The following is a 17,463-nucleotide window of genomic DNA, read 5'->3' on the forward strand; positions in this document are numbered from 1 at the left end:
ATGCGCCGCTCCCTGATTTGCCCGGCACGGCTCCACCCGGCCCAGCTCTGCCAAGCCCTCGCCCTGGGCGCTGCGCTGCTCGTCGCCGGCCCTGCCGCCGCGAGCACTGCCTGGGTCTCCAACGAGAAAGACAACAGCCTGAGCCTGATCGACATGCAAAGCCTGGAAGTCATCGACACCCTGCCGGTGGGCCAGCGCCCCCGTGGCTTGTTGCTGTCCCACGACAACCGCCTGCTGTACATCTGCGCCAGCGATTCGGACCGGGTGCAGGTGATGGACGTCGCCACGCGCAAGATCATCAAGGAACTGCCCTCCGGCAAAGACCCCGAGCAGTTCGCCCTGCACCCCAACGACCGCTGGCTCTACGTTTCCAACGAGGACGACGCCCTGGTCACGGTCATCGATACCCAGACCTCCGAAGTGCTGGGCCAGATTGGCGTGGGTGTCGAGCCCGAAGGCATGGCCGTCAGCCCCGATGGCAAGTGGGCGGTCAACACCAGTGAAACCACGAACATGCTGCACTGGATCGACACCAGCACCCAGACCCTGGCCGACAACACGCTGGTGGACCAGCGGCCGCGTTTCGTCGAGTTCAGCCACGATGGAACCCAACTGTGGGCATCGGCGGAGATCGGCGGCACTCTGACCATTCTCGATGTCGCCACACGCAAGACCCTCAAGACCCTGACCTTCCAGATCAAGGGCGTGCACCCTGACAAAGTGCAGCCGGTGGGCATCAAGCTCAGCGCCGACGGCAAGCTCGCCTTCGTCGCCCTGGGCCCGGCCAATCATGTGGCGGTCATCGACGCCAAGACCTTCGAAATACTCGATTACCTGCTGGTGGGCCGACGGGTCTGGCAACTGGCATTCACCCCGGACCAGAGCCAGTTGCTGGCAACCAACGGCGTGAGCGGCGATGTCTCGGTGATCGATGTACAGAGTCGCAAGGTGCTCAAGTCGGTGAAGGTCGGGCGTTATCCCTGGGGCGTGGTGGTGACGCCATGAACGCCTTGGAGGTCAGCGAGCTGTGCTTCGCCTATGGGGCACGCGAAGCCCTCAAACAGGTCAGTTTCAGCTTGCCCGCCGGGCGCTTCGCCGCGCTGCTGGGGCCCAACGGCGCCGGTAAGTCGACGTTGATTGCCTTGCTCACGCGCTTGTACGACGTGCAACGCGGAGATATCCGTGTCGGCGGTCATTCCCTGCAGCAATCACCGCGAGCGGCGCTGCGCCAGTTGGGCGTGGTGTTCCAGCAGAGCACCCTGGACCTGGACCTGAGTGTCGAGCAGAACCTGCGCTATCACATCGCATTGCATGGTTTGTCGCGGCGGCAGGGCGCCACCCGGATCGACGCCGAACTGGCCCGCCAGCACCTGACGGAGCGACGCCACGAGCGGGTGCGCGATCTCAACGGCGGCCATCGACGCCGGGTGGAAATCGCCCGGGCCCTGTTGCATGAACCGCGCCTGTTGCTGCTGGACGAGCCCAGTGTCGGCCTCGATCCGGCCAGCCGCCTGGCCCTGGGTCAGCACATTCGCCAGCTGTGCCGCGAGCATGGCATCAGCGTGCTCTGGACCACTCACCTGCTGGACGAAGTGCAGCCCAGCGACGACCTGCTGATCCTGCACCAGGGCCGCCTGGTCGCCAGTGGCCGTGCCGATGCCGTGAGCCTGGAACATGGCGGCAGCCTCGGCTCGGCCTTCACGCACTTGACCACCTCGGGAGTTCAGCCATGAGCGCGTACTGGTATTGTTTCAGCGGCATCGTGACGCGCGAATGGCTGCGTTTCGTGCTGCAACGCACACGCTTGCTCAGTGCCCTGGTGCGGCCGCTGCTGTGGCTGCTGGTGTTCGCCGCCGGCTTTCGTGCGGCGCTGGGCATCGCCATCATCGCGCCCTACGACACCTACATTCCCTACGAGGTGTACATCGTGCCCGGGCTGGCCTGCATGATCCTGCTGTTCAACGGCATGCAAGGTTCGCTATCGATGGTCTACGACCGGGAAATGGGCAGCATGCGCGTGTTGCTGACCAGCCCCCTGCCCCGGGCTTTTCTGCTGGCAAGCAAGTTGCTGGCGACCTCGTTGATCTCGCTGCTGCAGGTCTACGCCTTTCTCGCCATTGCCTGGTTGTACGGAATCCAGCCGCCGACCATGGGCCTGCTGCTGGCCCTGCCGGCCCTGTTGCTGGTGGCGCTGATGCTCAGCGCCCTGGGCTTGCTGCTGTCCAATGCCATCCGGCAGCTGGAGAACTTTGCCGGGGTGATGAACTTCGTGATCTTCCCGATGTTCTTCCTGTCTTCGGCGCTGTACCCGTTATGGAAGATGCTCGAAGCCAGCCCGTGGCTGTATTGGCTGTGCGCGGTGAGTCCGTTCACCCATGGCGTGGAACTGGTGCGTTTTGCCTTGTACGAACAGTTCAACCTGTTGGCGATGGCGGTATGCCTGGGCTTGACCCTGGTGTTTGCGCTGCTGGCGGTGTGGACGTTCAATCCGCAGCATGCGGCGTTGCGTAAGGCGAACTGATCCAGCCCACACAAGCCTTCCCTGGTGGATGGATTCCTGTGGGAGCGAGCTTGCTTGCGATAGCGGTGCGTCAGTCAACATCGTTGCTAAATGATCCGCCGCCATCGCGAGCAAGCTCGCTCCCACAGGGTTCTGTGCAGGATCCATCGCCTCAAATTACGACTTTAGTACTGGTTTTCCTGTCTATGGTCGCATTCACAAGACCTCCCACCCTGGCATGTAATGGGCGCATAACAAAAAGGATAAATTCCTATGCCCCGTTTGCTGGCCATCGTCCTGCTGGGCCTGTCGCTGAATGTCGCGCAGGCTGACACTGCCCTGTTTTCCCCACAGGGCTACCGTATTGCGTTGTACCGCAGCCCGACGCCTGCCGCGGTGGACGGTGCGCAGGTGCTCGACACCCAGGCCCTGCAACAACTGCTCGGGCAAACACCGCCCCCGGTACTGATCGACGTTTACCGCCGGCCCTGGGTCCAGGGGCAGTTCATCGATAACGAGCCTCACGCCAACCTCCCCGGCAGCCTGTGGCTGGCCAATACCGGCGACGGTGACCTCGACCCGACCTGGCAGGCGTACCTCTCCTATCATCTGCGCAAAGCCACCTCCGGGCGGTCGGATCAACCGCTGGTCTTTTATTGCCGCGCCGATTGCTGGCTGAGCTGGAACGCGGTAAAACGCGCCGCTGCCATGGGCTATAACCATGTGTATTGGTATCGCGATGGCCTCGATGCGTGGGAAGCGGCCAACCTGCCCCTGCAGGCAGCGCGGCCCGAACCCTTTCCCTGACCGCACGCGTGCGCCCAACTGCCCCACCCACACGACAATAACGAGGTGAATGGCCATGTATAAGATCCTGATAGCCGACGATCACCCACTGTTTCGCGAAGCCATCCACAACGTCATCAGCGACGGGTTTCCTGGCAGCGAGGTGATGGAAACCGCCGACCTGGACAGCGCCCTGGCGTTGACCCGCGAACACGACGACCTCGACCTGATCCTGCTGGACCTGAACATGCCCGGCATGCACGGGCTCAATGGCCTGATCAACCTGCGCAACGAGGCACCAACCATTCCGGTGGTGATCGTCTCCGCCGAGCAAGACAAGCAGATAGTGTTGCAGGCCATCACCTATGGTGCGGTGGGCTTCATCACCAAGTCCTCGCCTCGCTCGCAGATGACCGATGCCATCGAACAGATTCTCAACGGCAACGTGTACCTGCCACCTGACATCATCCGCACGCAAAAAAGCCCGATGGGCCGACGCCTGAATGAGAACCCGAGCTTTCCACCGGAACTGCTCCAGGCCCTGACCCGCAAGCAGCTGCTGGTGCTTGAGCGCATGACCAAAGGTGAGTCGAACAAACAGATCGCCTATACGCTGGACATCGCCGAAACCACGGTCAAGGCTCACGTCTCGGCCATCCTGCGCAAACTCAATGTGCACAACCGGGTACAGGCGATCCTCAGTGCCGGGGATATTGATTTCGGGGCTTATTTGCGGCGTTGAAAGGCACCGCATCGTAGCTGTATTGATCGTTCCCACGCTCTGCGTGGGAACGATCAATGGCCGTGGGTCTGGCCCAACAGATGACTCATCGCAATCTTGAGCTTCATCGGCCGCACCGGCTTGTGCATCAGGGTATGGCCCAGTTCGCGGATCTGTTGCTTGAGTTCGTTGCTGTAGTTGGCGGTGATCATCATCGCCGGGATCGGTGAGGCCCGGCGGGCGTTGATCCGGGCGACGGCGTCGACCCCGTTCTGCTCATTGTCCAGGTGATAGTCGGCGATCAGCAGATCCGCCTCGGCATGGTAATTGTCCACCTGGCGTGCCAGGTCCTGCTCCGACAATGCCGTCACTACCCGACACCCCCAGCCTTCGAGCAAGGTCCGCATGCCGGCGCAGATCGCCGCGTCGTTATCCAACACCCAGACCCGCGCTCCGCGCAAACGCTCGAGCATCGGTTCGCTCATGTCCAGGCACGGCAATGGCTTGGGCGCGGTGGCGCTGAGGGGGACTTCGATGGCGAACATCGAGCCCTTGCCCGGCCACGAACGCACCTGGATCCGGTGCCCGAGGATACCGGCGATTTTCTCGACAATCGCCAGCCCCAGGCCCAATCCGCGGTCCTGGTCCGGGCGCTGTACGTCGCCGCGCTTGAACTCCTGGAAAATTTCCTCCAGGCGGTTTTCGGCGATACCGATGCCGCTGTCCCAGACTTCGATCGACAAACGCTGGCGATGTCGCCGACAACCCAACACCACCCGACCACTGGGGGTGTAGCGAATGGCATTGCTCAGCAGGTTGCGCAGGATCCGCGCCAACAGCTGAATGTCACTGCGCACCAGGGCCGAACATGGCACAAAGTGCAATTCCAGCCCTTCGCTGCGGGCCACCTGGACATATTCGGCGGCCAGGTTATCGAGCAACTCGCTGAGGGCGAATGGTGCGATGTCAGCCTTGATCACCCCGGCATCGAGCTTGGAAATGTCCACCAGGGTGCCCAGCAGGTTTTCCACGTCCTGCAGCGAATGGCTGACGTTGCGCACCAGTTGTGCGTTCGCCACCGGTTCGCGGCGTTCGAGCAAGGCGCTGGTGAACAACCGCGCGGCATTGAGCGGTTGCAGCAGGTCATGGCTGACCGCCGCGAGGAATTTGGTTTTCGACAGGTTGGCCTGCTCGGCCTCGCGCTTGGCCTCGCGCAGGCGCAATTCCACCCGACTGCGCTCGTCGATCTCGCGCAGCAACTGATCATTGAGGGTGGTGAGTTCGGCGGTGCGTTCCTGCACGCGCTGTTCCAGGTTCTGATAAGCCTGGTGCAGCGCCTCGGCGGTGCGGCGGCGCTCGGTGATGTCGCGGATCAGCACGAAGATCCCCACCACCTCGCCGTTGGCCAGCCGGTTGGGCACATAGGAACGCAGCATGTAGCGTTCCTGGTTGTTGATGTTGGTTTCGGCGAACTCGAATGTCACGCTCTCACCGGCCAAGGCCCGGGCGACGTAAGCCTCCAGGCGTTGGTAATGCTGCTCGCTGTGTGCCTCGCGCAAGCTCTGGCCGAGCATCACCCCGCGCGGCCAGCAGTACCATTGTTCGTAGACCTTGTTGGTGAACTCGTAGACCAGGTCAGCGTTGAGGTAGGCGATCAACGCCGGCACATGGTCAGTGATCAAACGGATCCAGCGTTCACTTTCGCTCAGGGCCTCGGCGTGTTGGTAGCGCTCGGTGATGTCGGTAAAGGTGTTGACGTAACCGCCGGTGGGCAGCGGATGGGTACGAATCTCCAGGACCCGGCCATCGGAGAGGCGCTGTTCGCATTCGTGGATCAACCGCCCGTTGCTGTCGCGACTGGCCGGGGTTAGCAGGCGCAGTTCGCTGTCGGCGATGACCTCGCTGAACGACCGGTGCGCCGCCACCGGTGCCAGGCCGCTGAGTTCCAGGAACCGGCGGTTCCAAAGCTCCAGTACCCCTTGGGCGTTGACCATCGCCACGCCCTGGGAGAGGTTGTCGACCGCGCGCTGCAACAAGTGGGATTTCTGTGCGATGGCCTGCTCGCGGCGCACGGTTTCACTGAGTTTGACGTCGGTGATGTCGGTAAACAGGATCACCCGCCCGCCTTCCTGGGTCGGTCGCTCGCTGACTTGCAGCCAGCGACCGTTCTGCAAGCGATACAGCACGTGTTCGTCGGCCTGCCCCCGGGGTTCTTCGCTGAACAAGCCGTTGGCGGTCATCAAGCGCTTGACCTGCGACAGGCGCATCCCGGCGATGATCCGCACCCGGCTGTTGGCCCAGAACGCCTTGAAACGGCTATTGAACAGGACGATGCGTTGCTGCTCATCGAACAGCACGAACGCGTCGGAAATGCTCTCGATAGCGTCGATCAAATGCCGGTGGGCGGTTTCCGCCCGCAGCCGCGCCTCACCCAGCAAGTGATTGCCAGCCTTGAGCTCGGCCATGGCCTGGTTCAGTGCGTCGGTACGCTCGCGAACCTGTTCGGCCAGCACCACCGAATGCTGGAATGCCGCATACGGGTCGTTGCCCCGGGTCACGCCGGACTCCACCCGTTCGATCAGCGCAGCGTTGATCCGCCGCAGCTTGTGGTTGTCGTGCTGCAGGCTGGCGATCTGCGCCTGCAGCTCAGCGATGGCCGGGGACGCGATGGCGGGCAATGGCAACTCCGGTAAAGGTCTGGTTGATGTGCATGCCATTGAACTGTTCTCCGTAGGTGTTGAAACCCATCACCCGTTGTTCGCGCAGGAACTGGCCGATCTGTTCCAGGCCGCCACGGTCTTCGAGTTCCAGGCGCCTGAGGAAACAGTCACAGCCGATGGTCAGCAGCAAGTCGCCGAGGCGTGCCTGCAAGCCGTCGAACAGGTTTTGCAGGTTGTCCAGCAAAGGTCCCGGGGTCATCGCGGTAAGGACGATGCCGTTCTCCACCGCACAGTAGAAGCTCAGGCTCAGGTCCGGGTGGACCTGCTGGATGGCCCTCACGTAGTACTGGTCATTGATACGCACCGCCAGCGGATGGGCGGCGAAGACCCGGTAATCGAGTGCGCTCACCGGCACGCCGATGTGCCGGGCGTATTCTTCGGCGGCAGGTTCGGCGTTGAGTTCATAGACCCGTCGTGAAGCGCTGTCGGCGCCAGTCACCACCAGTTTTTCTTCCCGAGGCAGGATGTGATGGGTGGTGAACACTTCGAATTCCAGCCAGGTGTTGATCAGCAGCACCACGGCCGCGCCACTGTGGAACTGGCCTTCGAAGTACACATGGGTGTGGGTCAGGTAATTATCGTCGCCGGCCGAACCGCCAAAATGCGGGATGTCCCCAAGTGCGGCACTCAGGGCCGCCAGGACCATTTCCTCGCGGCTGGACAGGCCGTCAAGCAGGGTCAAGGCGAAGCTGTGGCCCTTGATCGGTGCCAGAGCGTTGCTGCGGCAACCACTGGCCAGCCGCTCGACCATTTGCTGGGCGTCGATCAGGCTGAAGTGTTCCATTTCGCCGATCAGTTCGGCGGCGATGGAAAAATGCCGATGATCGAAGCCCACTGCGGTCACGCAGTTGCGGCCATAACCCTGGGCGGTGATTTCCCCGGCGCTGGTGCAGCCCACCAGGCGAATCCCACCGAAACTTTGGGACAGCGCCTGGCCGAGGGCCGGCAAGTTGTATTCGGCGGAACAGAAAAACAGCACGAAACCCAGGTGCGGGTGCAACAACTGTCGCGCCAGCTCCTGGGCCACTTGCTGGACGTCCGTGGCCTGGGACATGGCGCTCACCACACCTTCGCTCTGGGCCTTTAGCATCTTCGCCTCCGACGGTGCGTGATAGGAACCTTGAGTGTACGAAGCCGCGCCCGCGGCACGAATGCTACTTGGGTAGCGGGTGGGCGCTTCCATGGGAGGAGAACGGTGGCGGCCCTGGCCGCGATGCGCACGGCTGGGGCCACCACAAAACACTCGGACTTTGCCTGGAATGCTCTTGTGGCGAGGGGTTTTATCCCCTCGCCACAAGGGTATGCTTTTCGCTCGACGTATTGCCCTTACCAGGTCAACACCGCCCCCACTGCAAAGGTATCGGTGTCTTCATTCTGCGCGCTGGTGTCGTGGCCGTTGATTTCGAACTGGTTGTATTCGGCCACGAGCTTGAGGTTGTCGTTGACGTCATGAAACAGCGCGATACCACGGGTTTCGTAATCGGCGCCGCTGCCCACCACGCCATTGCCATCGTCGTCGGTCTTGCCGTAGGACAGCGCCAGGCGGTTCTTGCCCAACTTGTAGGAGCCCTGCAGCAGGTAGCCCTTGCTGTCGACGTTGCGCAACGTGGCTTCGCCAGCGTTGTTGGTGAAGAACGGGTTGATGCCCTTGGCCTGGAACCCGGAACCGGTGAGCGACAGCCCGCCCATCTTCGCCTGGACGCCATAACCCAGGCCTTTGGAGGTCACCGATTCGACGGTGGAGTCGGTGTTGTCCGAGGTCTGGTAGCTGCCGTTGAGCCAGCTGTAGATCTTCGCCCCGGCGAGGTCGAACTGGTAGGTGATCTCGCTCTCGGTGCGAGGGTTTTCCTGGTAGGCCTTGCCGGTGGCGCTGTTGTCGTTGGTGTCCACCGGATCCATGATGCCCACCGCCACTCGCAAGCCGTCTATCACCGGGGTGCGGTAAGTGATCTGCGAGGTTGGGAACGGATAAGGGTAACCGCTGCCGATGTTGCCGAACGAGACACCACCGCCGTCCACCAGCCCCAGGGTGTCGCTGACTTGGCCGTAACCGGCCAGCAGTTCATCGAGCAGGATGTTGGAGCGGGCGAACAGGCCGAAGTCCTTGCCGATCAATACCTCGCCCCACTCTGGGTTGGCGACGGTACCGTAGAATTGCCGCACATCGATGGCGGTGTCGGTGCCGTTGGTTTCACTGTCGTTGATGGTCACCCAGAACGAGGCGCGGGCACCGAGCTTGAGGTCATCAACCTGCTTGCCCATGTTGAAGCCCAGGTAGTTCGGCAAAAAGCCCATCTTGACCCGCGCTTGTCGACGGTCGTACTGATCCCCTGCCCGGTCCACGTCACTGTTGACATAGAAGGCGTTGATGTAGCCGTCAGTGGAAAAGGTGGTCTGGTCTTTGTCGTACAGCATGATTTCGGCCTGGGCCCAAGGCGTCAAGCCCAGGGTCGAGAGACCGGCGATGACCGCAGGCATAAAACGCTGGCGAATATTTTTATTGTTGTGCATGGCGCGCTCCGCAACATGAGACGGGATGTCGGAGGCGATTATCGAAAGGCGCCAGGCCGCGTCATACGCTGCCTTGGAGGCAATTGGCGAATGCTTTGGAAGCGCCGGCCCAGCGCGGCAGTTTGGGTGTAAGACCCCGATGCCGCCGGGCGCGAGACTTTGGGTGTGGGTCGGTTGTCCTGCCAGTTGATCGTTGGGTGGCCACCCACCCTGTGGGAGCGAGCTTGCTCGCGATGGCGGCGAACCATTCAGCATTGATGTCGACTGACACACTGCTATGGCGAGCAAGCTCGCTCCCACAGGGTTTCGCGCAATACTGTTTGGGTGGCAAGGCTCTTGTGGCGAGGGAGCTTGCTCCCGCTGGCCTGCGCAGCAGGCCCTGCGCCTTGGGCTCAGAACCTCGGCTTGACGGTTTTCCAGTCCGGCCGGTAGCGCTGCATCTGCCGCACATCGTCACGCTGGCGAATACCGCAACTGAGGAACTGGTCATGCAGCTTGCCCAGTTGATCGCGGTCCAGCTCCAAACCCAGGCCCGGCGCTCGGGTGATTTTCACGCAGCCGTCGACGATCGGCAGCTTGCCGCCCTTGATCACTTCCTCATCCGGCTCCTGCCACGGGTAATGGGTGTCGCAAGCGAAGTCCAGGTTCGGCACCGCCGCCGCCACATGAGCCATGGCCATCAGGCTGATACCCAGGTGCGAGTTCGAATGCATCGACACGCCCAGGCCGAAGGTGCTGCACATTTTTGCCAAGGCCTGGGTGTCCCGCAGGCCGCCCCAGTAATGATGGTCGGCCAGCACAATCTGCACGCTGTTCAACGCTACGCTGCGACGGAACTCATCGAAATCGGTGACCACCATGTTGGTCGCCAGGGGCAGGCCCGTGCGTTTGTGCAGTTCGGCCATCCCCTCCAGCCCCGGCGTCGGGTCTTCGTAATACTGCAAGTCATCGCCCAGCAGTTCGGCCATGCGAATCGAGGTTTCCAGGGACCAGTTGCCATTGGGGTCGATGCGCAACGGGTAGCCGGGGAACGCCTGCTTCAACGCCTTGATGCACGCCACTTCATGCTCCGGATCGAGGGCGCCAGCCTTGAGCTTGATGCTCTTGAAGCCATAGTCCTGGATCATCCGTCGGGCCTGGGCGACGATTTGCTGTTCGTTGAGCGCCTCGCCCCAACTGTCCGGCGGATACGGCGAATCGATGTGCTCGGCATACTTGAAAAACAGATACGCGCTGAACGCAATCTCCTCGCGAATCGCGCCGCCCAGCAGATCCACCAGCGGCACATTCAAGTAATGGGCCTGCAGGTCCAGAAAGGCCACCTCGAACGCCGAATAGGCATTGCTCACCGCCTTGCTCGCATGGGAACCCGGTGCCAGTTCGGCCCCGGCGACGCTGACCGGTTTATGGGCGGCGACGGTGGCTTGGACGATGGCTCGCAACTGATTGAGGTTGAACGGATCCAGGCCGATCAACTGGTCCTGCAGTTGCTGCTGGATCGCCAGGGCCGGGGCATCGCCGTAGCTCTCGCCCAGGCCGATGTAACCGTTGTCGCTCTCGATCTCGATGATCGAGCGCAGCGCGAACGGCTCGTGGATGCCGCTGGCGTTGAGCAAGGGTGGATCGCGAAACGCAATGGGTGTGACGGTGACGCGTTTGATCTTCATACAGCGGCTCCCGATGGGCCAGGGTTCAAGGCTTGACGTGTGTGCGGCTGATCGGCTTCGGCAACGGTTTCGGGCCGGCCGGACAGTGAATTCGGGGTGTCGCGCTTGGGCGCGGTGCGGGCGAAAAAGATCACCACGGCGGCGACGAGCGAGGTGATGGCCAATCCATACAGGCCGCCCTCGATGGAGCCGGTGGTCTGCTCCAGGAATCCGAACGCCGTGGGCGCGACGAAGCCGCCGAGGTTGCCGATGGAGTTGATCAGGGCAATCACCGCCGCCGCGATGCGGGCATCCAGATAGCCCTGGGGAATCGGCCAGAACAACGCCGACGCCGCTTTGAAACCGATGGCGGCAAAACAGATCGCGACGAAGGCGAAGATCGGCCCGCCGGTGGTGGACATGAACATGCCAAACGCCGCGATCACCAGCGTCACCGCGACCCAGGCCTGCTGGAACTTCCATTTGCCCGCCAGGGCGGCGAAACCGTACATCGCGACGATGGAAATGATCCACGGAATGGAGTTGAGCAAGCCGACCTGGAAGTCTCCCAGGTTGCCCATTTTCTTGATCATGCTCGGCAGCCAGAACGTGGCGCCATAGATGGTCAGGGCGATGGAGAAGTAGATGAAGCAGAACAGCGCGATCTGCCGGTCGGCCAGCAACTTGAACATCGACGGCTTGATCACCTGCGCGGCTTCCCGGGCCCGTTGTTCTTGAGCAATGGCGGCGATCAGCACGGTTTTCTCGTCGTCGGTCAACCATTTGGCCTGGCTCGGATGGGATTGCAGCCAGAACCAGACAAACCCGCACAACACGATGGAAGCAAAGCCCTCGATCAGGAACATCCACTGCCAACCGTGCAGGCCCAGTCCACTCAGATGCAGCAATGCGCCAGACACCGGGCCGGAGATCACCGAGGCAATGGCCGAACCGCTGAGGAAAATCGCCATGGCCTTGCCACGTTCGTTAGCCGGCAGCCATTGGGTGAAGTAGTAGATGATGCCGGGAAAGAAGCCCGCCTCCGCTGCGCCGAGGATGAAGCGCAGCACATAGAAGCTGGTTTCGCCGCGCACAAAGGCCATGGCCATGGCCGCCGCGCCCCAGGTGAACATGATGCGTGTCAGCCAGGCCCGGGCGCCGTAGCGCTGCAGGAGCATGTTGGACGGCACTTCAAACAGTGCGTAGCCAACGAAGAACAACCCGGCACCCAGCCCATAGGCGGCGGCGCCGATGCCCAGGTCGGTTTCCAGGTGGCTGCGCACAAAGCCGATGTTTACCCGGTCGATGTAGTTGACGATGAACATCACCACCACCAGCGGCAGTACATGACGTTTGACCTTGGCCGCTGCGAGCGCCAGGGTGCTGTCATGGGTGGAGTCCGTTACGTTATTCAAGGGGTGCCTCCCGATCATTGTTTTTGTGGGGAACGGGGCGATGATGGACGCGGCGGATTGTTCCCGTCTAATCTAACTTGGCACTTGATTGATACCCGGATTGAATCAATGTTTGAACTAGCCCAGCTGCGCTGCTTCACCACGGTGGCGACCGAACTCAACTTCCGTCGCGCCGCCGAACGCCTGAACATGACCCAGCCACCGCTGAGCCGGCAGATCCAATTGCTGGAACACCACCTGGGTGTCGAACTGTTCACCCGCAGTACCCGCAGCGTGGCGCTCACCGCCGCCGGCCGGGCGTTTTTCATCGAGGCGCAGAACCTGCTGGAGCAGGCACAGCAAGCCGCCGTCGCCGCCCGGCGGTTCGCCCAGGGCGACATCGGCTCGGTCACCATCAGCTTCGTCGGCAGCGCGGTGTACGAGTTCTTGCCCAAGGTCATCGCCGAGGCACGGCTGAAACAGCCCCAGGTCAAAATCGTCCTGGCGGAGATGAACACTTACCAGCAGCACGAGGCCTTGCGCGCCCGGCGCATCGACCTGGGTATCGTTCGTTCGCCGCTGCTGGAAACCGGTTACGCCACCGAGTGCCTGGTGCGCGAACCCTTCGTCCTGGCGGTGCCCGCCGGGCATCCGCTGGCCAGTGCCGAGACCGTGGGCGTCCAGGATCTGGACGGCCAACCGTTCCTCATGTACTCCCACTCCGCCTACCCGCCCTTCAACGAACTGCTCACCGGCATGCTTCGCTCGGCCCGGGTCGCACCGCAATTCGTGCAATGGCTGGGGTCGTCGCTGACAATCCTGGCGCTGGTCAACGCCGGCATGGGCCTGGCGCTAGTGCCACGTTGCGCCACCAGCGTGGTGTTCAAGCATGTGGTGTTTCGTGAGATCGACCTGGGCGAAGGGGTGCAGAGCGAGTTGCACCTGGTCTGGCGCGAGGACAACGACAACCCGGCGTTCACCATGTTGCTGGAGGGGATTCGGGGGGCGGTTCGGGAAGGCTTGTGAAGGCGGAGCAACAAGGCCCATGCGGTTGGCAGTGCCTGACGGAACCCAACGTTCCACCGAGCTTCGTGGACTTAGGTTGTGAGGGCGCTTGCGGCGCCCCTCACAACACTACCTGGCGACTACCCAGGCTTGTAGTTATCCAGTACTCGATTGACCGCTAGCTCACCCAACATGATGACCCGTTGCAGCACCAGCATCGTTTGGCGCCTTGGGCCGTCCGTCAAATCGGTGAGGTCGCTGACCATCACGCTGGCGGATGCCAAGGATTCGCACGCCTCAACGAGTAACGTTTCGTCATCCACCGCTGCGTCGATGGTGAAGATCGTGCTGGGCTTGCGGGGCGGTATCTGCGTTTTCGTTGCCCCGGGGTTCAGGTAGTGCTTGAGCGCGCGGTCTGCCGCCTCTTTCAACTTTTCGGGGTCGAGAGAGTCGCCGTAGAGTACCGAATCGATATTCGGGGGGTTGGGAGTAACCTTGAACATATAACTAATTCCCTCAGCTGGGGCCGCAACCGTTCTCGACTAAAAGAAGGGTGGCGGCTGTGCGCAGGTTAGTCGACCGGTGGAATTAGCAAGCCCGGCGCGCCCAAGGGGCGCCCTGCACACAACCACCATCAAGTGCAGGAATAGAATGACCTGACTGAATGGTACTTATGCACTTTACTAAAACCGTCCGGGCGACTAAACCCGACCACTGATGGGCAGTGGCAGATGAACGATAGAGGCCCGGGGCAAAGCGCACAAGCCAGCGGATTCTGACGCATGCGTAAGTAAGGACGCAAGGCCTCGTAGCCTTTGGGGCGTTATGTGGAGTGTATTTAAACGTGTCGCGCTGGATATGTTTGCGAAAATTAAACGAGGCGATTTTTCTTCGTTATTCCTTGGGGCTGTATCGGTGTAAATACAGTGTCTTATGGGACGCTCCGGGGTCATCGGTATTAAACGAGATTATGCCGTAGATAATACGCTGGCGGATGCTTTGGGGAATTTGCCTACATCTGACCGCGGCAACGACGTGCTTTCTCGGCAGAGGGTTTGAGGCTGGAGGCGATCTTGGGTGATTGGCTTCGGCCTTCGATCGCACTTGAAGGGCTTTGAAGGATGCTTGGCGGAGGGAGGCGCTGTACGGGGTCACCGGCTGAAAAGATCGCACTCAACGCAGTGGGTTGAACCTCGCACAGCAACCATAAAACTCTGGCGATTAAAAAGATGGCACTGTACGCCGGTGTGGACTGGGGATTTGCAATGCCAGAGTGCCCAGAGGGCCCGGCGGACAGCGCCATCAAACATCGGGCGGAGCGACCTGTTCCTTCATCAGAGGCACTTAAGCACTCCCCCAGGCTGCACCGCCCTGTCACTACGAGCGGTGAGGGATAAGATACCGGGGCTGTGGATGCGCTGCCGGGGGATTCGGTGGTGGTTGTAGCCCTTCGAAAGACTCCTATCCCTAGAAGGCATCGTCCTCGACATTGCGTAGGGACTCACCGCTAAATGGCTGCTAATCTTCAGCGTCCCGGTGTCTAGCGGAATGAGGCTCAGATTTGGCCTCATAGCTTTCTAGCGAGGAGCATCCCCCCACGCTCGAAAATATCTTCAAACGAGAAAGGAACATTTGAATGTCGATGCTTGCCAATGCTGTTGCCTCCATTCGGCTTGGGGTGGAGGATTTTCAGGCCGCTGAAAATGATGATGCGCGCGCACTTTCGGCAATTCGAAATCTAACAGCCGGATTACTTTTGCTTTTCAAAGTTAAGCTACAGGAACTCAGCCCGGCAGATTCGAAGGAGGTACTTCTCAAGCAGACCGTGACCCCTGTGCTTGATATCGACGGCAATCCTATGTGGATTGGTACAGGTAGTAAGACAGTTGATGTGCAGTCTATCATTCAGCGACTCAAGGGGCTTGGTGTAGATGGTGTTGATTGGAAGCGCCTTGAAGCGCTTACCAAGTTGCGCAACGATGTTGAGCATTATTTCAGCCCGCACCCTGCTTCAGTATTGCTTGAAGCTATGGAGGCCTCCTTCCATCTAATCCAGCAGTTCGCTCCTAAGCATCTGGGAAAAAGCCCGCTCCAGTTGCTCGGCAATGATCTTTGGTCGTTCCTCACCAAGCAAAATGCCTTCTACACGCATGAGCATCATATTTGCCAGGAGGCTTCCAAAGCGATTTTCTGGCCACTTCCTCTGCTGACAAAGTCCGCTGGGGGCTTGCGCTGCGTTAGCTGTAGATCAGAGCTGATCAAACCCCACGTCCCCCTTGCTCAACCTCCTAAAACAAGCTTTGAATGTACGAGCTGCGGCGCTGTGACGACTTACCAAGAGGCAGTCGAGAGCATTCTGGTGGCTAGGCATTATCGGGATTTGTACCTCACTGCTACTCAGGGGGGCGAGCCGCCGCTGGAATGGTGTTCTAAGTGTCATCACAGAACCTACATTGTAGATGATGCGTTTTGTGCCTTATGCCTAGAGGACAGCCCAGAGTTGGGTTGCGTGCAATGTGGTGGAGGGTTTGATCATCCTTATGGTACTGATGCAGAGTTAGATCGCCTATGTGTCCACTGTCGTAACGTCGCTGAAATGGATTAGGCCGACTAGGCGGCGTTGGAGTTCACGTAGAAACACCGCTTTAGTTCTGATGCCAATCTTCAAGCCTGCTCTAAGACGCTTTTTTCGTCCAGCCCAATCCATCCGATGACTAATGAATATTCAAGAACTTTCGATACGATGGGTGTAGCGACCACTTTACGTTGTTTCTACGATTTTCTGTAGAACGATATAGGTCAGGGTCATCTGTGAAATGTGTGAACTCTATTCCATCTAGGTGGATATGAGAGATCAAACCTAGCTTATATAAGAAGTCCGCGAGATCTTCAACGCCCGCATAAGGCTTTCCGTCAATCATGGGGATATCGTCTTTAGTTCGACCGCGTAAAAAATTAAGCTCCAGGGCCTCTTCTAGTTCAGAGCATGAAAACTCTTTTTTGGTGGCTCTTAATGCATCAATAAGATTATTTAGCTCTTCAAACTGATGTATATGCTCTTTAATGAGGTCGTCTCTGCGGTTGGCTCCAAAGTCGGAAAGTATATAATTGATATGCTCAAGGGTTACTTTCCGAATTAAGGCGTTTTCTTTGGCTTTTTTTGCGGCCATGCGGCACAACTGCCCCATCCAACGAGGCCTTCTATTAGAGAAAGCAGATATTGCGTCAAATAATTTTGCCTCTTTGCTTTGCCCCCATTCGATAGGTGATGTAAACACCATATCTAATATTTTGTTGTAGTCAGTAGCGAGCTTGAGTTTTGCTTCTGGGGAGTCGGGATGATTATTCGTTATATAAACAAGAATTTTCTGCGCAAGCATGTCGCGCATCTGCCGTTTAGTCCAAAATATATTTATTATATACTGCTGTAGCTTATCTAGATCTTCGAGGTGCCTTAGGCAGGACCAAACATCGCTTCGGACGGTTGTGCGTATATTCAATCCTTTGTAATCAAACGCCAAGGACCGGATCGCGCTAAAGAACGACCCTACTCGTGCTTGGCTTTCGGAGTTATTCTGGAATTTTGCGTCGATATCGTCGATAAGTAACCACACATGCTTTCGCTCTTCAGAATCCTGATAGCGCTTTAGTAAGCTTTCGCTGTTAGTAGGAAGTGATTTTTTTAGTTCAATACCCAGCAAAGGTATTTTGCCTAACGTCCTAGAGATCAGCGCACCTACAATATTTTTGCTTTTTAGTCCGTCGAGCTCAGCAAGCTCTACCATTGACATAGTGTCATCAGATAGAGCGATACCTATATGAGCACCAATCTCCATGAGGATTTTTTTACAGATTATTTGCTTCCAATAATTCTCTAAAAATGAATGATCGGATCCCGTAAAGTGCCCGAGACCCAGCAGATCGTTCCCCTTCACCCGAACTATAATCGGATCGCCATATGAATCATCATTATTTAACTTATAATACAACCGAGAAAGGAGCGCGGACTTCCCCATCCCTTTTCGAGCGCTTACAATGGATAGCTTTTCTTCGCAAGCATAAAAATCATCAAAGTCTTTGTTTTCAATATAGTACGCGTTCAGATGATTGAGATCTTCATCCTCACCCGCTTCATTACCAAATAGCTTTTTGTCACGAAGATTTATCGATATCATATATT

Annotated in this window: 14 protein-coding genes and 1 pseudogene; 8 read left to right on the top strand and 7 right to left on the bottom strand. The window is 59.2% G+C overall.

Annotation, left to right across the window (positions count from 1 at the left end; translation table 11 throughout):
• From J9870_RS15365 to J9870_RS15385, 6 genes and pseudogenes are all read left to right on the top strand, one after another.
• On the top strand, nucleotides 1-1,005 hold the full coding sequence (locus J9870_RS15365; protein WP_210638865.1) for a YVTN family beta-propeller repeat protein: 1,005 nt from the start codon (nucleotides 1-3) through the stop codon (nucleotides 1,003-1,005).
• Complete coding sequence (locus tag J9870_RS15370; RefSeq protein ID WP_210638866.1) at nucleotides 1,002-1,733, top strand: ABC transporter ATP-binding protein; 732 nt, start codon at nucleotides 1,002-1,004, stop codon at nucleotides 1,731-1,733. Before J9870_RS15365 ends, J9870_RS15370 begins: the two co-directional genes overlap by 4 nt.
• Nucleotides 1,730-2,521 (top strand): ABC transporter permease, encoded by a 792-nt coding sequence (locus tag J9870_RS15375; protein ID WP_210638867.1) that lies wholly within the window; start codon nucleotides 1,730-1,732, stop codon nucleotides 2,519-2,521. Before J9870_RS15370 ends, J9870_RS15375 begins: the two co-directional genes overlap by 4 nt.
• Nucleotides 2,521-2,649: pseudogene (locus J9870_RS29740) on the top strand (DUF4381 domain-containing protein); the annotation flags it as partial. The gene J9870_RS15375 and the pseudogene J9870_RS29740, both read left to right, overlap by 1 nt.
• A 124-nt stretch (nucleotides 2,650-2,773) precedes the next feature.
• Nucleotides 2,774-3,307, top strand: a complete 534-nt coding sequence (locus tag J9870_RS15380; protein ID WP_210638868.1) for a PQQ-dependent catabolism-associated CXXCW motif protein — start codon at nucleotides 2,774-2,776, stop codon at nucleotides 3,305-3,307.
• A gap of 55 nt (nucleotides 3,308-3,362) precedes the next feature.
• Nucleotides 3,363-4,028, top strand: a complete 666-nt coding sequence (locus J9870_RS15385) for a response regulator transcription factor (protein ID WP_210638869.1) — start codon at nucleotides 3,363-3,365, stop codon at nucleotides 4,026-4,028.
• A 53-nt stretch (nucleotides 4,029-4,081) separates the two neighbouring features.
• Here the strand turns inward: J9870_RS15385 and nahK are convergent, their stop codons facing one another.
• From nahK to J9870_RS15410, 5 genes are all read right to left on the bottom strand, one after another.
• Entirely contained in the window at nucleotides 4,082-6,724 is a 2,643-nt protein-coding gene (gene nahK / locus J9870_RS15390; protein WP_246883010.1) for a hybrid sensor histidine kinase/response regulator NahK/ErcS', read from the bottom strand.
• Nucleotides 6,654-7,817 carry a nitric oxide-sensing protein NosP gene (nosP, locus tag J9870_RS15395; protein WP_135845338.1) on the bottom strand — a complete coding sequence of 388 codons (1,164 nt, stop codon included), beginning with the start codon at nucleotides 7,815-7,817 and terminating at the stop codon, nucleotides 6,654-6,656. Before nosP ends, nahK begins: the two co-directional genes overlap by 71 nt.
• Nucleotides 7,818-8,053: 236 nt before the next feature.
• Entirely contained in the window at nucleotides 8,054-9,238 is a 1,185-nt protein-coding gene (locus J9870_RS15400) for a porin (RefSeq protein ID WP_210638871.1), read from the bottom strand.
• A gap of 392 nt (nucleotides 9,239-9,630) precedes the next feature.
• Nucleotides 9,631-10,905, bottom strand: coding sequence for a glucarate dehydratase family protein (locus J9870_RS15405; protein ID WP_210638872.1), 1,275 nt, complete (start codon nucleotides 10,903-10,905; stop codon nucleotides 9,631-9,633).
• The gene (locus tag J9870_RS15410) at nucleotides 10,902-12,299 is read right to left on the bottom strand and encodes an MFS transporter (RefSeq protein ID WP_246883011.1); all 1,398 of its coding nucleotides are present in this window, start codon (nucleotides 12,297-12,299) and stop codon (nucleotides 10,902-10,904) included. The genes J9870_RS15405 and J9870_RS15410 overlap by 4 nt, the downstream gene beginning before the upstream one ends.
• A gap of 108 nt (nucleotides 12,300-12,407) precedes the next feature.
• On the opposite strand from J9870_RS15410, the gene J9870_RS15415 reads away from it, so the two are divergent.
• Nucleotides 12,408-13,304, top strand: coding sequence for a LysR substrate-binding domain-containing protein (locus J9870_RS15415; protein WP_210638874.1), 897 nt, complete (start codon nucleotides 12,408-12,410; stop codon nucleotides 13,302-13,304).
• Between the two features lie 119 nt (nucleotides 13,305-13,423).
• Here the strand turns inward: J9870_RS15415 and J9870_RS15420 are convergent, their stop codons facing one another.
• Nucleotides 13,424-13,786: a DUF6124 family protein gene (locus J9870_RS15420; protein WP_210638875.1), complete on the bottom strand. Its 363-nt coding sequence runs from the start codon at nucleotides 13,784-13,786 to the stop codon at nucleotides 13,424-13,426.
• Between the two features lie 1,133 nt (nucleotides 13,787-14,919).
• Here J9870_RS15420 and J9870_RS15425 point away from each other — a divergent pair.
• On the top strand, nucleotides 14,920-15,888 hold the full coding sequence (locus J9870_RS15425; RefSeq protein ID WP_210638876.1) for a hypothetical protein: 969 nt from the start codon (nucleotides 14,920-14,922) through the stop codon (nucleotides 15,886-15,888).
• A 109-nt stretch (nucleotides 15,889-15,997) separates the two neighbouring features.
• On the opposite strand, the gene J9870_RS15430 is transcribed toward J9870_RS15425, so the two are convergent.
• The gene (locus J9870_RS15430; RefSeq protein WP_210638877.1) at nucleotides 15,998-17,458 is read right to left on the bottom strand and encodes a hypothetical protein; all 1,461 of its coding nucleotides are present in this window, start codon (nucleotides 17,456-17,458) and stop codon (nucleotides 15,998-16,000) included.
• Nucleotides 17,459-17,463 lie beyond the last annotated feature (5 nt).

Origin of the sequence: Pseudomonas sp. Tri1, assembly GCF_017968885.1 — a bacterium.
Classification (GTDB): domain Bacteria; phylum Pseudomonadota; class Gammaproteobacteria; order Pseudomonadales; family Pseudomonadaceae; genus Aquipseudomonas.

Bases quoted from the DNA above. Each gene is read 5' to 3' on its own strand.
- J9870_RS15365 (WP_210638865.1), top strand. From the start codon at position 1: ATGCGCCGCTCCCTGATTTGCCCGGCACGGCTCCACCCGGCCCAGCTC.
- J9870_RS15370 (WP_210638866.1), top strand. From the start codon at position 1,002: ATGAACGCCTTGGAGGTCAGCGAGCTGTGCTTCGCCTATGGGGCACGC.
- J9870_RS15375 (WP_210638867.1), top strand. From the start codon at position 1,730: ATGAGCGCGTACTGGTATTGTTTCAGCGGCATCGTGACGCGCGAATGG.
- J9870_RS15380 (WP_210638868.1), top strand. From the start codon at position 2,774: ATGCCCCGTTTGCTGGCCATCGTCCTGCTGGGCCTGTCGCTGAATGTC.
- J9870_RS15385 (WP_210638869.1), top strand. From the start codon at position 3,363: ATGTATAAGATCCTGATAGCCGACGATCACCCACTGTTTCGCGAAGCC.
- nahK (WP_246883010.1), bottom strand. From the start codon at position 6,724: ATGGCATGCACATCAACCAGACCTTTACCGGAGTTGCCATTGCCCGCC.
- nosP (WP_135845338.1), bottom strand. From the start codon at position 7,817: ATGCTAAAGGCCCAGAGCGAAGGTGTGGTGAGCGCCATGTCCCAGGCC.
- J9870_RS15400 (WP_210638871.1), bottom strand. From the start codon at position 9,238: ATGCACAACAATAAAAATATTCGCCAGCGTTTTATGCCTGCGGTCATC.
- J9870_RS15405 (WP_210638872.1), bottom strand. From the start codon at position 10,905: ATGAAGATCAAACGCGTCACCGTCACACCCATTGCGTTTCGCGATCCA.
- J9870_RS15415 (WP_210638874.1), top strand. From the start codon at position 12,408: ATGTTTGAACTAGCCCAGCTGCGCTGCTTCACCACGGTGGCGACCGAA.
- J9870_RS15420 (WP_210638875.1), bottom strand. From the start codon at position 13,786: ATGTTCAAGGTTACTCCCAACCCCCCGAATATCGATTCGGTACTCTAC.
- J9870_RS15425 (WP_210638876.1), top strand. From the start codon at position 14,920: ATGTCGATGCTTGCCAATGCTGTTGCCTCCATTCGGCTTGGGGTGGAG.
- J9870_RS15430 (WP_210638877.1), bottom strand. From the start codon at position 17,458: ATGATATCGATAAATCTTCGTGACAAAAAGCTATTTGGTAATGAAGCG.